This window comes from Qipengyuania sp. JB2-7, assembly GCF_055693485.1.
On the sequence record NZ_CM146335.1, the window covers coordinates 1,195,519 to 1,210,031 of the forward strand.

Genomic DNA, 14,513 nt, shown 5'->3' on the forward strand with positions numbered 1-14,513 from the left:
TGGAGGTGCAAATAGGCGCAGTTTGTCAGAAACGGAAGGGGGTTCGGGGGGAAGCCAAAGAAACTGTGTTGGCGTTGCGCCTATGCCGCGTCTTGCAACAGGGGAAAGCGCGCAATTTTATGTCCAGCAGGCACGATTGCCTCTACGGTGTTTGCAGGGCTTAACGCTTTAAAAATTGCGGCGTCGCCGGCATCCATCCCGCCTGTATAAGCGCCAAATGCGGGGAGGATCATGCGGTCACCATGGCCGTGATTGCGCGCCATAACTGCGCAAGGGCGGCTGATGTAACGGTTGCGGACCCTCATGCGAGATCTTCGGGTGAAAATGCCCCGAAAGCTCCGGCCGCGTCTCGCCCGCCCTGGCAATGTGGCGCAGGACAATCCCACTCACTTCCATTTCTTCACACAACTCGCCACCAAAACTACGGTGCATATTTTCGTCGTGATTTCCGGTGATCCAGACCCATTCGAGCGAACGGGTGAGCGATTCCAGCATGCCGGCAGCATAGCTTTCCAACCGAATCGTACCGTCATCATCATGAAAATTGTCGCCTAGGGTGATGACCCGCCGCGCCCCGGTTTGTTTGATTGCATCGGCAACACGTTCCAGCGTTTCGCGGCTATCATAGGGGGGCAGCATCTGACCGTGCTGGGCATAAAAGCTTCCCTTTTCCAGATGGAGGTCAGCCACCAGTAACGTCTGCTCGCGCGGCCAATAAAGCGCACGGCCAGCCGTCATCAGCCATTCTTGATCTGCGAACGAAACGGGAACCATGGCCAGCTATTGCCCCAATGATTTTCCGATGGCAAGACCTGCGCATGACCGAACTCACACGCCACACCGAAGCCGCTAAAACCTGGTTTGAAGCCTTGCGCGACCGCATCTGCGCCGAATTCGAAGCGATTGAGCGCGAGGCTGGGTCTGATGCATCTTTCGCCTATACCCCTTGGCAACGTGAGGAGGAGGGCAATGATGACCCTGGCGGCGGCGTTCAGGGGCTGATGAAGGGCAAGGTGTTTGAGAAGGTTGGGGTGAATGTCTCAACCGTGAAGGGCAGCTTCTCGCCGGAATTCGCATCTCAGGTAAACGGAGCAGATGCGGACAATCCGGGGTTTACTGCAACCGGCATCAGTCTGGTCGCGCATATGGCGAACCCTCATGTTCCGGCGGTGCATATGAACACGCGGTTCCTGACAACGGGTAAGGCCTGGTTTGGGGGCGGGGCCGACCTCAACCCGCCAATCCCTTATGAAGAGGATACTGCTGACTTTCACGCACGCTTCCGCGCAGCATGCTCAGCGCATAACCCGACATATTATGACCGGTTCAAGCAATGGGCCGACGAGTACTTTTATATCCCGCATCGCGGCGTGCATCGCGGTGTGGGCGGGATTTTCTACGATCATCTGGAATGCGATGACGACCCATCCTTTGACCGGAATTTCGCCTTTACGCAGGATGTGGGTGAGGCATTTCTCGATATCTATCCCCAACTTGTGCGGCGGCGAATGGACAGCGACTTCAGTTCTGAAGATAAACAGACGCAGCTCGAATGGCGCGGGCGCTATGCCGAATTCAATCTGGTTTATGACCGTGGCACTTTGTTTGGCCTCAAAACCGGCGGCAACATTGACGCGATTTTGATGAGCCTACCGCCCGAGGCGACATGGAGCTGAGCACGAACGACAAAGCAGCTTTTGATGGGCGCTCCAATGAAGTGGACTACGAACGCCTTACCAGCCTTCACTATCTTGGTAATTATGTACGGCAATTACCTGTCACGCTGACACGGATGATTGAGAACGCCTATGATTGGGAGCATCTGCCATATGTACACCCAAGCGCGTTCGAAGATATTGCCCTGATTGATGAAGGCGGATGGGGATGGCGTTGCAAGACCAACTTACCATCCAATGCGGGCCATCAATTGCTTGAACTGCTGGTTGATCGACAGCGCAGCTATTGGGCCACATCGGTTATTGAGGGCAGTGGACAGGGCATCGAGATTCACACGCAAGCCTCGTCCGTTGAGGCAGGTGGGATCGAGGTGGATGTACGGTTTTACGCGCCCATAGAACCAGCAACTCCAGAACAATCCATAATGATACTTGCGGTTTTGAAATCGCAATATGAACGGCTCTATGACGAGGATCAGGAGCTGATGCTGGGGCGCCAAGCGGCGATCGATGCGAAACGCGAACGGCAGGGTTCCAGGGAAACTTCAACCGACCTGGGACTCGTTAGGGAACTTGACGAGGCCAAGACTTACGAGGCTGATCTCGCTTCTGGACGATTTGCTGTGCGGTTCTGGCGCGATCAATGGCGCGCCTATTCCGCCACGTGCCCGCATCTACTGGGCCCAATCGGCGATGCCGAGATTGATGACGATGGCCACGTCACCTGCCCTTGGCATGGCTATCGATTTGATGTCACCGATGGTTTTGAAGAACAGGCGCGCTGCGGAGCAATGCCATTGGCCGATTGCGCTGTTGATGACCGCGGGCATCTCATAATAACCAGCAAAGGTACGGGTTAGCTTTCCGAAATACCCCAGCCGGCTTGTTCCACCTTCAACTGACCGTAAGCAATCAGGCAGCGCATATAGCGTTTGTGGAACTCAATCGGGTCGTCGACTTCATTATCGATCTGCTGCCATTGCGGGCATGTCGCGGGCATAAGAACGCCGGTATCTGGCGCGGGCAGGATATACTCAAAGTCGGCAACATCGGGTTCGATGCGCAGGAAATTGAAGCACCCCGCTTGCTCACAGGCGTCGGCTTCCACCGACAATGCCGAGAACCTGTAAACCTCATTGACCAGAATATGCTCAGTGTTGAGCGCGAGATCGAGCAGGTTCCAATCCTTATGTGCGCCGTCCTTGGGGCCAAGCGGCTGCTCTGGCGTACAAAGCGACTGGTCTTTCTTTGGACAATGGCGTGCGGGCAGCTCCAGCGTGCCATCAATCACGGCGTAGACTACGGGCGCAAGCGAGGCGATCGGCTCTAGACCACTGCTTTCATCTTCGAGAATACCGTACGCATCGGTGAGACCCTGTTGGCGGCGGAAAAATGCTTCAAGCACGGAATCGCCAAACAGACCAAACCGCGTGCCGCCATCGATATACATCGTGTTGTCGATAAAGGCTGGCGGTGCAGCAATAGGTGAGGAAGAGCTCGCGATAATTGCGCTGATATAGCAGTCCTTCAGCAACGCCCTTTCATCGGCGTCGCTCGCCGCACCATAGCGTGTTGCCATATCGCCCAGGTCAAACGCAACTGCATCGCCGCTATCTGCATCGGTTGCCCCGACATAGAGCCGGGCGCCGGTACCGCGTAACGCGCAGCGACGGTAGCGAGCACATCGTCGCTGATAAATGTGTGCAGGCGCCCGCGCAGCGGCTCAAGGTTCCCAAAGGAGCCATGCTCCAACAGGCTCGCATAGTTGGCTAGGTCTGGCTTGCCATCCTTGGGCTTGGCATAGACGTTGATCAGATCGCTTTCGCTGTTGATCGTGTAGCCCGCCACCGCTGCCTCGGCATCGCCCACAAAGGCAAAGGTAGCAAGGATCGACCCGGTGCTGATCCCGGTAACGATCTGAAATTCTGGCAGCTGGCCTGTGCCGCCCCATCCGGCCAGGATGCCAGCCCCGTATGCGCCATGCTCGCTGCCGCCAGATAGAGCCAGCAGTCGGGGCGGGGCGTTAGTCTGCATCTTGTCATGCGCGCGCAGGCTCCGCTCATATTCCACTGCGAGCGGACTGGCGGTGCGTTCCCGCAGGTCAGCGATGCGCGAAATCGGTACAGATACGCCTATGCGCACCGTTTTGAAATCGCACATTTTGTTGTCTGGTGTGATGGGCGCCGTTTGACATCCGGCGAGCCCAACGGCCACTAAACCGACCAGTGCTTTGACAATGTTTTGCATACCTACCCCACCGTCTCTTCCTGCAAGACAGCGTGGTGCCCTAGCGGCCAATTCTTGAGATTTGCTTGGCAACACTTTTTTGCGTTGCAATAAACAGCGCGCAGCCGCACATTGCTTTGCGCGATGCTGAGGCAATACGAACTGGTTGAACGGGTTAAGGAATACGACCCGGACGCTGATGAGGCGATGCTTAACCGCGCCTATGTCTATACGGTGCAGAAACATGGTACCCAAACGCGTGCGAGCGGCGATCCCTATTTCAGTCACCCGGTAGAAGTTGCGGGTCTGATGACGGACCTGAAGCTGGATCAGGAAACGATTGCGACCGCGCTGCTCCATGACACCGTCGAAGATACGCTCGCGACGATTGACGACATTGAGCACAATTTCGGCGGGGACGTTGCACGCCTGGTCGATGGCGTAACCAAGCTGTCGAAGATTGAGCAGATGCCCGAGAATGAACGGGCGGCGGAGAATTTGCGCAAGTTCCTGCTTGCAATGAGCGAAGATATTCGCGTGTTGCTGGTCAAACTGGGCGACCGGTTGCACAATATGCGCACGCTGCACTTTATCAAGAAGCCGGAAAAGCGCCAGCGGATTGCCCGCGAAACAATGGATATCTATGCGCCGCTGGCCGAGCGTGTGGGTATGTATGAGTATATGCGCGAGATGCAGCTGCTGGCGTTCGAACAGTTAGAGCCGGAAGCGTTCAGAACGATCTCTCAGCGGCTTTCTGATCTGCGCGATCAGGGGGGCGGTCAAGTCGATGCGATTGCGCTGAAAATAAAGCAGGCACTCGCTGAAGCTGGCCTAAAAGTCGAAGTATCCGGGCGCGAAAAACATCCCTATTCCATCTGGAAAAAGATGGCGGAGCGGCATGTCAGCTTTGAGCAGGTTACTGATATCATGGCGTTTCGGGTGATCTGCGAGGATGAGACGGATTGCTATCGTGCGATGGGTATTTTGCACACGACGTGGCAATTCCTGCCGGGACGTTTCAAGGATTACATCTCAACGCCGAAGACCAATGGTTATCGGTCGCTTCATACGGCGCTGATGTATGAAAATTCCATGCGGGTTGAGGTGCAAATCCGCACGCGTGAAATGCACCGCCTAAACGAGTTTGGTTTGGCGGCGCATTGGTCTTACAAACAGCATGATCGCGCCGATGGGCAGGTGGGCTGGTTGCGTGACCTGATTGAGATCGTCGATGCCAGCCATGATCCGGAAGAGCTGCTCGAAAACACGCGTATGGCGATTTATCAGGATCGCATTTTTGCGTTCACGCCCAAGGGAGCTCTTTTTCAGTTGCCAAAGGGTTCCACCGCAGTGGATTTCGCGTTCGCAGTGCATACCAATATCGGTGAGCAAACCGTTGGGGCAAAGATCAACGGCCGGCATATGCCGCTGCGTACGCAATTGCAGAACGGCGATGTTGTCGAGATCATCAAAGGCAAGGATGCGGAGCCTCAGCTGGCCTGGCTGGGCTTTGTAGTGACGGGCAAGGCACGCGCTGCGATACGCCGGGCGGTCCGCCTTAAAGAACGAGCGGAGATCGCCGCCATAGGCCAGAAGCTGTTCGATCAGATTGCGACGCGGGTTCCGGCCAAGATCGGCAAAAAGGCGATGCGTGACGCGCTCAAACGGCTGGAGATGGAGGAAGACGAAGACCTCTATTACGCTATTGGTGCAGCCGAGCTTAGCGATCAGGAAGTGATGGAAGCGTTGCTGCCGGGGTGCACAGAGGAAATGCCTAACCCACCGGAATGGGCGGGGGCGGGCAAGCGCCTGTCAATCCGAGGATTGACGCCGGGCGTCGGCTTTACGCTGGCCGAATGTTGTCATCCGGTTCCGGGTGACAAGATTGTTGGTACGCGTCGCTCAGGCGAAAAGGTCGAGGTGCACGCGGTGGATTGCCACGAGCTGGCAAGCGGGATCGATAGCGACTGGATTGACCTGTCGTGGGGCAGGCAGGCCGCCGGTGCGGTCGGTCGGCTGCGCGTCACATTGTATGACCGCCCGGGCACGTTGGCTGAGGCGACGAGCATTTTTGCGCAAAACAACGCCAATGTTCGCGAGCTTGCGAGGGCGAATTACGATCCGCCCTTCCAGAGTTATGACGCCAATCTTGAGGTGAAGGACTTGCCGCACCTCAACAGGATTGTCAGCGCGCTTCGCGCGAGTGACGCGATTGCAAGCGCAGAACGGATATAGAGCGGGTTATGCTTGTCGGATTAGATCATGTGCAACTTGCCATTCCGAAAGGAGGGCTTGAGCAGGCGCGACGATTTTTCTGCGACCTGTTCGAAATGCAAGAGGTCCCACGACCTGCGAATATGACATTTGAGGGATGCTGGCTGGTAGCACCCGGGGTGAGCCTACATATCGGCATGGATCCCGAATTTGTGCCGGCGAACAAAGCGCATCCCGCATTTCTGGTGCGTGACCTGGATCAGCTGCAAAGCCGGCTGGAACAGGCGGGCGTTTCGACTGACAATGGTTCGCCGGTTCCAGGCTACAAGCGGCTCTTCACGAAAGATCCCTTTGGCAACCGGATTGAGCTGATGGAAAAGCTCTAGAGTAGCTCAAGGCTGAGTTCGACTGGATCGCCCGCAACAATATCTTCCGCGCGCATCACTTTTTTGCTGACCAGCAGTGTCCATTGTTTGTGAGGCTTCGCCGCGCCACCCGCTCCCTCCGCCCTTCCACCCGGATTATCACACCGGGCTACGATCCGGGTGGAAGGGCGGAGGGAGCGGGTGGCCTGCTTATCATACGAAGGCGCATTCATCGGAAAGACTGATGTTTTCCAGCGCGTCGTACCGATCAGAGCATAGCACTTTACTGACCCAAACCCGCGTTGCTTGCCAAACTCCATACGATGAAGCACCGCATGCGTTGTAATCGCCTCAGCCTGATCGCCAGTGATATTGACGAGGTGATATGTACCGCGATCGCCATTCCAGCGTTGCAGGGGCAGGGTGGCTGTCACAGTCTCGGTCATTGCGAGAAGCATCGTGACGAGGCAATCCGGTCCTGTCGGATTCTGGATTGCCGCGCACCTTTCAGGTGCTCGCAATGACGATGAGTGATCATTCTACGCCTATTCTCCGTACTGGCACTGGAATATTACAGATGTCTGCGCCGCCTGCGGGGACGATAAAGAACGGGTCGCGGCGATTGGCGCGGGCCTCTGCATATTTGGCGAAAGTTTCGCTTTCTGTTGAGAGGTATTCGAAAGAAGGCTGGTTTTGCAACGGCAGGTCCGCTGCAACGCGCACCGATACAATAGGCGTGCGTTTGCCGTATTCTTCTTCGGTATAGAAGCCGAGCGCGCCAGACCCGCGCGGCAGGCTGGAGAGGTGCTCCATCCCTTCAATGATGCGGCCCACCAGCGCGATGTTGCGATCGAGATGACGCGGCGCATGGCCGATGACTGTGTAAAGCTCTGCGCCTGATCCAGTGTCCGGTGAGTAGCTGCGCCCGACACCAACCATCCCGTAGCAATGGACGGGCCACGTTTGCTCCGGCTGGGAGATCAGAGGCGACGATCTTGGTCGATTCAAGTTTACAGCGATCGGAAAGCCAGCTGCGTACGAAAATGCCGGGGCATATAGATCGATATTCAGCATAGAGGGGCCTGTTCTTGGCGGTCCGGGAGTGATCTCCAAGACCGCCGGGCGTTTCCCACGATACCAGATTGACTTGAAGAGGGCGGCGTTGAACTCAACCTCGTATTCATCCTCCCCCATCACATTCAGCCCATCGGGCAGCGGCTTTGCCTCGCCGTCCGCCTCTGGATTATCGTGATTGGGATCGCCCCATTGCACCACGTAATTGTCCTGAACGCGGTTGATTGTGATCCCGTCATACCACTTGGCGCGAGCTAAGGTTCGGATGTTCTCCACCCATCCTTGGCTGAATGGCGGTGGCATCAACTGTATGATGACCTCTCGCGAGTTGCCTTGTGCATCTGGCGCGAGCGTCATCACCAGCAAATCTTCCGCCGGGATCGTCACCCACTCGCTCTCGGGCGCGCTCTCTACGATTTGATTGGGCGATGGCGCAGGTTCGTCACCATCTTGAGCTGAGACGGGAAAGGTGATGGCGGCGAGTGCCGCTGCAGTTATGATTTTTCTCATAATCTCGAACCTGCCATCAAGCTGCGACTTGCGAAACCCCCAAGGTGACGCTGTCCGCGCCGCTTCGCTCAGAACAACATGACCAGTTGGGCGGTAAACCCTGTCCTCAAGCAGCGAAGCGGTAGGACTGACAGACTTGTCCTCAAGCAGCGAAGCGGTAGGACTGACAGACTTGTCCTCAAGCAGCGAAGCGATGGGACGGACAAGAACGCGGAGACGTGGCCGAGTGGTCGGAGTCGAAGCGAAGCGCAGACGGATGCGATAGCATCCAACGCGCACGCCTTGCGAAGCAAATTTTTCGGCGCTAGGGCGCTGCCAGCTCGAAAGTGAGCATGCGGAGACGTGGCCGAGTGGTCGAAGGCGCACGCCTGGAAAGTGTGTATACGGTAACCCCGTATCGTGGGTTCGAATCCCACCGTCTCCGCCATCCTTTTCTGGACTACCGCTTCGCTACTTGAGACCGGCTTTGAGCTCGAGATATGTATCGAACGCTCCGCCATTATCTTTCAGTATTCAATTCTCCAAATTGAGGTTCTCTGATCACGATTTTCTCCGTATGGGGTGAGAGGAGAGAATAGAGGAGTGCTCATGCGCGCGACGCCTGATTTTGATTTCCAGCTTGGTGAGAGTGCGGAGATGATCCGCGAGAGCGTGGGCCGTTTTGCTGATGAGCAAATTGCGCCTCTGGCCGAGAAGATCGACCGAGAAGACTATTTTCCCAAGGCGGAGCTGTGGAGCCAGATGGGCGAATTAGGTCTGCACGGCATCACCGTTGATGAGGCGGATGGCGGGCTGGGGTTGGGCTATCTGGAGCATGTGATCGCGGTTGAAGAGGTTAGCCGCGCGAGTGCTTCGCTGGGCCTTAGCTACGGAGCGCATTCCAACCTCTGCATCAATCAGATTCGCCGCTGGGGCAATGAGGAGCAAAAGGCCAAATACCTTCCCGGCCTGATTTCGGGTGAGCATGTCGGATCGCTGGCGATGAGCGAGGCGAGCGCTGGCTCTGACGTCGTTTCCATGAAGCTGAAAGCCGATGCGGTTCAGGGCGGCTATGTGCTGAATGGCACCAAATTCTGGATCACCAATGCGCCGCACGCTGATACGCTGGTCGTCTATGCCAAGACCGATGGCAGCGCCGGATCGCGCGGGATCACCGCCTTCCTGATTGAGAAGGACATGCCCGGTTTCTCCATCGGCCAGAAGATCGAAAAGGTCGGCATGCGTGGCTCCCCCACCGCAGAGCTGGTGTTTGACGATTGCGAAGTGCCAGAGGAAAACATCATGGGACCGCTCAATGGCGGCGTTGGTGTGTTGATGAGCGGGCTGGATTATGAGCGCGTTGTGCTCGCCGGATTGCAACTCGGTATCATGCAGGCCTGCCTAGACACGGTGATCCCCTATCTTCGCGAGCGTAAGCAGTTCGGTAAACCCATCGGCAGCTTCCAGCTGATGCAGGCCAAGGTCGCGGACATGTATGTCGCGTTGCAATCTGCGCGGGCCTATACTTACGCTGTGGCAAAAGCGTGTGACGCAGGCCAGACAACGCGCTTCGATGCGGCGGGCGTGATATTGCTGTCGAGCGAAAACGCATTCCGCGTGGCCGCCGAAAGCGTGCAGGCTCTGGGCGGCGCGGGCTATACGCTCGACTGGCCGGTGGAGCGATACATGCGCGATGCAAAACTGCTCGATATCGGTGCGGGCACGAATGAGATTCGGCGGATGCTGATCGGGCGCGAATTGATCGGAGCGGCGGGTTGAGGTTTTCTCTGGCCCTTTGTGCGATCGGAATGGGCGCATCAGGTGCTTTGGGAACCGCCAACCCAGAGGTACCTGTTTACGAAGGTAGCCACCCCCCAGCTTCCTGCTTGGAAGTGGTCAAAGCGATCAAGTGGGCTGCGGATTGCCAGGACACGCTCGTTTACAGGGACATGTTCTGGGAAGACGCATATAGGGTCTTGCCCGACGATACTCGGGGAGACCCGCACGACGCGCAATTGAATGGTCCGTGTCCGAAGTATCGCACTTATCTTCGAGAGTTATCTGTTGCCGCCATCGCCGGGACGCGCCAGTCGGTGAAGCTCAAGTCGATCACAACAAGAGTGGCATTCGATGGCCGATATTCAGGCGACTATGGTGTCGCAAAGAAGACTTACCTCTGCGAAAAACGCGATGACGAATGGCGAATTCTGCGTGAGACAGTGCATTCGCGGCGCTGGTTCGTGAATGAGGATGCTGCAAAGGCTTTCAAGAAAAGCGGCGGCTGGGATGGCAAAATAGAGACCAAGAAATGACCGCACCTGTTCTGACATCAAAGCTCGACCGGGAGACGCCGGAGGCCAAGGCGCGCGCGGCGCATAACCAGGCGCTTGCAACTGATCTGCGCGCGACGGTCGCGGAAGCGGCTCTTGGCGGGCCAGAACGCTCGCGTGAGCGCCATGTTTCGCGCGGAAAGCTCCTCCCTCGTGAACGAGTGGAACGCTTGCTGGATCCCGGCTCGCCTTTCCTTGAAGTCGGCCAACTCGCCGCCAACGGTATGTATGAAGGCGACATCAACGGAGCCTCGCTGATTTGCGGGATCGGGCGGGTGTCGGGTCGGCAGGTGATGATCGTGTGCAACGACGCCACGGTGAAGGGCGGCACTTATTACCCGATGACGGTCAAGAAGCACCTTCGCGCGCAGGAAATCGCGCAGGAAAACCGTCTGCCATGCATCTATCTGGTCGATAGCGGCGGGGCGAACCTGCCGCATCAGGCCGAGGTCTTTCCCGACCGCGATCACTTTGGCCGTATCTTCTTCAACCAGGCGAATATGAGCGCGCTGGGCATTCCGCAGATCGCCTGCGTGATGGGCAGCTGCACCGCGGGAGGGGCTTATGTGCCCGCCATGTCAGACGAGACGGTGATCGTTCGTAACCAGGGCACAATTTTCCTTGCCGGGCCGCCACTGGTGAAGGCTGCGACAGGCGAGGAAATCAGCGCCGAGGATCTGGGCGGCGGCGATCTGCATGCCAAGAAGTCGGGCGTGGTTGATCACTTGGCCGAGAATGACGAACACGCGCTTACCATCGTGCGCGATATCGTCAGCCATCTTTCTGGACCGTTCGCCCTGAGCTTGTCGAAGGGCGAAGCGAGCGCAGGTTCATGCTTCGACACGCTCAGCACGAACGGAATGCGTGACCCGCGCCCGCCCAAATTCGACGCCGACGATCTCTATGCCATCGTTCCCGACGATGTGCGTGCACCCTACGACGTCAAGGAAGTGATCGCGCGTCTGGTCGACGGCAGCGAATTTCACGAGTTCAAACAGCATTACGGCTCCACTCTCGTGTGCGGCTTTGCGCATATCTGGGGGATGCCTGTCGCGATCCTCGCCAATAACGGCGTGCTGTTTTCCGAAAGCGCACAGAAAGGCGCGCATTTCATCGAGCTTGCCTGTCAACGGCGTATTCCATTGCTATTCCTGCAGAATATCAGCGGCTTCATGGTCGGCGGGAAATATGAGGCAGAGGGAATTGCCAAGCATGGCGCGAAGCTCGTCACCGCCGTCGCCACCGCCACTGTCCCCAAAATCACCGTGGTAATCGGCGGCAGCTTTGGCGCGGGCAATTACGGCATGGCCGGGCGCGCCTATTCGCCGCGCTTTCTGTTCACCTGGCCCAATGCGCGGATCAGCGTGATGGGCGGCGAACAGGCTGCGAGCGTCCTCGCGACGGTCCACCGCGATGCTGACACGTGGAGCGAGGACGAAGCTGAGGCTTTCAAGGCCCCGATCCGCCAGAAATACGAAGACGAAGGCAACCCTTATTATGCGACCGCGCGGCTATGGGATGACGGTGTGATCGACCCGGTCCAGACCCGTGACGTGCTGGGGCTAGCCTTTGCGGCGACGCTGGAGGCTCCGATACCTGAGCGGCCCCAGTTTGGCGTATTCAGGATGTGATGCGATGATCGAATTGCTTACGTCCCCTACGACCATCGCGGTTATTAATATCCTATTTCTGTTGAGCATTATTTTTGCGACTGCCAGAGCACTGCGAAGTTGGTGGTCCGGTTTTCAGGAAAGATGGAAATCACGTTCCCTAAAAGTACAACGAAAAATGATTCTTGATGATTTGTCTCAATTGCGCTCTTTTCAGCGCGATAACCGGCTTCTTGCGGCGCATATTGCAACAAATCTCGTCACTGAAATTCGTGGGTATGCGTTCTTCATCGTATTTGTGATCGGGTTTGCGATGTACCTCACCATATTTGATTCGAGATATGAACGATCGCATCCAGACTATGAGATTTGGCAGGTTGTAATTCGCGATCCGCTTTATTGGGCTGAAATGGGCTTCGTGACGTTCTCCTTTGCGGCGCTTGTAACAATTCTTTGGACCCTTGGGCTGAGCTATGCGGTCAGAGACATAAAAAGGACTGCGGACTTCGAGAATGAACGCCGGAAAGTGCTAACCAAGTACGCAAACAAGAGGTGGAGCTCATGATCACCTCTCTCCTCATAGCCAATCGTGGCGAGATCGCCTGCCGTATCATCCGAACAGCTCGCGCGATGGGCGTGGCGACGGTCGCGGTCTACTCCGATGCCGATGCCAAGGCGCTGCATGTGCGCCAGGCCGATGAGGCGGTGCATATCGGCCCATCGCCTGCCGCCGAAAGCTATCTGGTCGGTGAGAAGATCATCGCGGCCGCCAAAGAAACGGGCGCTGATGCGATCCACCCCGGCTATGGCTTTCTGTCTGAGAATGCCGACTTCGCGCAGTCGGTGATTGATGCCGGGTTGATCTGGGTCGGGCCCAAGCCGGACAGTATCCGCGCAATGGGCCTGAAAGATGCCGCCAAACAGCTGATGATGGATGCGGGCGTGCCAGTTACGCCCGGCTATTTGCCAAGTGATGAAGACGGGGATCAGTCGGTGGAGCGATTGGCCAAAGAGGCCGAAGCCATCGGCTATCCCGTTCTGATCAAGGCGGTCGCGGGCGGCGGCGGCAAAGGCATGCGTAAGGTTGATGCGGTCGAGAACTTCGCGGCGGACCTCGAAAGCTGCCGACGCGAGGCCAAGGCAAGCTTCGGCAATGATGAGGTGCTGCTGGAAAAATGGATCACCTCGCCGCGCCATATCGAAGTGCAAGTGTTTGGCGACAGTCACGGCAATGTCGTCCACCTGTTCGAACGCGACTGCTCGCTCCAACGCCGCCACCAAAAGGTGATCGAGGAAGCCCCCGCGCCGGGCATGGACGCGGCGACCCGCGAAGACATCTGCGCCGCCGCCGTGCGCGCCGCCAAAGCGGTCGATTATGAGGGTGCAGGCACGATCGAATTTATCGCCGATGCCAGCGAAGGGCTGCGCGCCGACCGCATCTTCTTTATGGAGATGAACACGCGGCTTCAGGTTGAGCATCCGGTGACCGAAGAGATCACCGGGGTTGATCTGGTGGAATGGCAGCTGCGCGTCGCCAGCGGCGAGCCGATCCCGCTGAAGCAGGAGGAATTGTCGATCAACGGCCACGCGATCGAGGCTCGGCTTTACGCGGAGGATCCGGCCACGGGATTCCTGCCGAGTACGGGGCGGTTGGAGGAATTCTACGTCTCGAGAACCAATCAGCGAGAGGGAAAGAGCCGCGTGGATACCGGCGTCGAAAGAGGTTCGGAGGTGTCTCCGTTCTACGACCCGATGATCGCAAAGCTTATCGTTCACCGCGAGACTCGAAATGACGCAATCACCGCATTAGCAAACAAGCTAGGCCATTCGCACTGCTATCCGGTTAAATGGAACGTGGGTTTCCTGCGAAATCTCGTCTTGGCTGACGAATTTGCTTCTGGCGATTTGGAAACTGGCCTTATTGAGCGAAATCTTAATGAACTGCTTCCAACAACCACCCCGCCTAAGGATGTGCTCGAGGCGGCTGCACTCTTGATTGCCGCCCGCCGCGCTGGCTCGCAAGCAACCGAAACGCTAGATCTCGCAGATGATTGGGAGCGTGTGCGTCCAGGGTTTCGCCTAAACTCGACGAGCAAACCGGCCACGGTGCGACTTACGCACAACGCTGACATCTACGAAGTGGAACTCTCCGGTCGTTCGATCTGGGATATCCCAATCGCGCGGCTCAAAACAGAAGGCATCTTCGCTTACGATTACGAAGGTTGGTCCGGCTTATTCACTGAAGCTCGCTTCGAAGAAGGCCACGCCTCCGCCGCCGACGGCGCCATCCTCGCACCGATGCCCGGCAAGGTCATCGCGGTTGATGTTGTTAAGGGAGATACAGTCACCGCAGGACAGCGCCTCATGGTGCTCGAAGCGATGAAGATGGAGCACGCGCTCACCGCGCCCTTTGACGGCACTGTCACTGAACTCGCCGCTTCCGAAGGCGGGCAGGTTCAGGTCGAGGCGGTGCTGTGTGTGGTGGAGCCTTTATCTGAAGATTGACCCTAGCCACCCGCGCCCTCCACC

13 protein-coding genes, 1 tRNA gene and 1 pseudogene are annotated in these 14,513 nt (G+C 57.3%); 10 read left to right on the forward strand and 5 right to left on the reverse strand.

The window, feature by feature from the left end; all coding sequences use genetic code 11:
- Positions 1-80: 80 nt before the first annotated feature.
- Positions 81-774, reverse strand: a pseudogene (gene pdeM / locus ACZ1GM_RS05950) (ligase-associated DNA damage response endonuclease PdeM).
- Positions 775-818: 44 nt separating this feature from the next.
- Between pdeM and hemF the strand changes: the two are divergent.
- Both hemF and ACZ1GM_RS05960 read left to right on the forward strand, forming a co-directional pair.
- On the forward strand, positions 819-1,676 hold the full coding sequence (gene hemF / locus ACZ1GM_RS05955; protein ID WP_472678214.1) for an oxygen-dependent coproporphyrinogen oxidase: 858 nt from the start codon (positions 819-821) through the stop codon (positions 1,674-1,676).
- Entirely contained in the window at positions 1,667-2,536 is an 870-nt protein-coding gene (locus tag ACZ1GM_RS05960) for a Rieske (2Fe-2S) protein (protein ID WP_472678215.1), read from the forward strand. The genes hemF and ACZ1GM_RS05960 overlap by 10 nt, the downstream gene beginning before the upstream one ends.
- Here ACZ1GM_RS05960 and ACZ1GM_RS05965 read toward each other — a convergent pair.
- Together ACZ1GM_RS05965 and ACZ1GM_RS05970 are read right to left on the reverse strand one after the other, a co-directional pair.
- Entirely contained in the window at positions 2,533-3,255 is a 723-nt protein-coding gene (locus tag ACZ1GM_RS05965) for a hypothetical protein (RefSeq protein WP_472678216.1), read from the reverse strand. The two genes, ACZ1GM_RS05960 and ACZ1GM_RS05965, sit on opposite strands and share 4 nt — an antisense overlap.
- Positions 3,204-3,923 (reverse strand): patatin-like phospholipase family protein, encoded by a 720-nt coding sequence (locus tag ACZ1GM_RS05970; RefSeq protein WP_472678217.1) that lies wholly within the window; start codon positions 3,921-3,923, stop codon positions 3,204-3,206. The genes ACZ1GM_RS05965 and ACZ1GM_RS05970 overlap by 52 nt, the downstream gene beginning before the upstream one ends.
- 123 nt (positions 3,924-4,046) lie before the next feature.
- On the opposite strand from ACZ1GM_RS05970, the gene ACZ1GM_RS05975 reads away from it, so the two are divergent.
- Together ACZ1GM_RS05975 and ACZ1GM_RS05980 are read left to right on the forward strand one after the other, a co-directional pair.
- Complete coding sequence (locus ACZ1GM_RS05975) at positions 4,047-6,137, forward strand: RelA/SpoT family protein (RefSeq protein WP_472678218.1); 2,091 nt, start codon at positions 4,047-4,049, stop codon at positions 6,135-6,137.
- Between the two features lie 8 nt (positions 6,138-6,145).
- On the forward strand, positions 6,146-6,502 hold the full coding sequence (locus ACZ1GM_RS05980) for a VOC family protein (protein ID WP_472678219.1): 357 nt from the start codon (positions 6,146-6,148) through the stop codon (positions 6,500-6,502).
- Here the strand turns inward: ACZ1GM_RS05980 and ACZ1GM_RS05985 are convergent.
- Entirely contained in the window at positions 6,499-6,927 is a 429-nt protein-coding gene (locus ACZ1GM_RS05985) for a DUF1905 domain-containing protein (protein ID WP_472678220.1), read from the reverse strand. The genes ACZ1GM_RS05980 and ACZ1GM_RS05985 overlap by 4 nt on opposite strands.
- Before the next feature lie 88 nt (positions 6,928-7,015).
- Positions 7,016-8,065: a peptidylprolyl isomerase gene (locus ACZ1GM_RS05990; protein WP_472678221.1), complete on the reverse strand. Its 1,050-nt coding sequence runs from the start codon at positions 8,063-8,065 to the stop codon at positions 7,016-7,018.
- Positions 8,066-8,401: 336 nt separating this feature from the next.
- On the opposite strand from ACZ1GM_RS05990, the gene ACZ1GM_RS05995 reads away from it, so the two are divergent.
- The 6 genes from ACZ1GM_RS05995 (at position 8,402) to ACZ1GM_RS06020 (ending at position 14,489) form a co-directional block, all read left to right on the forward strand.
- Positions 8,402-8,492, forward strand: a tRNA-Ser gene (locus ACZ1GM_RS05995).
- A gap of 161 nt (positions 8,493-8,653) precedes the next feature.
- Complete coding sequence (locus tag ACZ1GM_RS06000; RefSeq protein ID WP_472678222.1) at positions 8,654-9,823, forward strand: isovaleryl-CoA dehydrogenase; 1,170 nt, start codon at positions 8,654-8,656, stop codon at positions 9,821-9,823.
- Between the two features lie 29 nt (positions 9,824-9,852).
- Complete coding sequence (locus ACZ1GM_RS06005; protein ID WP_472678223.1) at positions 9,853-10,356, forward strand: hypothetical protein; 504 nt, start codon at positions 9,853-9,855, stop codon at positions 10,354-10,356.
- The gene (locus ACZ1GM_RS06010) at positions 10,353-12,005 is read left to right on the forward strand and encodes a carboxyl transferase domain-containing protein (protein ID WP_472678224.1); all 1,653 of its coding nucleotides are present in this window, start codon (positions 10,353-10,355) and stop codon (positions 12,003-12,005) included. The genes ACZ1GM_RS06005 and ACZ1GM_RS06010 overlap by 4 nt, the downstream gene beginning before the upstream one ends.
- Before the next feature lie 4 nt (positions 12,006-12,009).
- A complete protein-coding gene (locus tag ACZ1GM_RS06015) occupies positions 12,010-12,549 on the forward strand; it encodes a hypothetical protein (protein WP_472678225.1) in 540 nt (179 codons plus the stop codon).
- On the forward strand, positions 12,546-14,489 hold the full coding sequence (locus ACZ1GM_RS06020; RefSeq protein ID WP_472678226.1) for an acetyl/propionyl/methylcrotonyl-CoA carboxylase subunit alpha: 1,944 nt from the start codon (positions 12,546-12,548) through the stop codon (positions 14,487-14,489). Before ACZ1GM_RS06015 ends, ACZ1GM_RS06020 begins: the two co-directional genes overlap by 4 nt.
- The last annotated feature ends 24 nt before the right edge of the window (positions 14,490-14,513 follow it).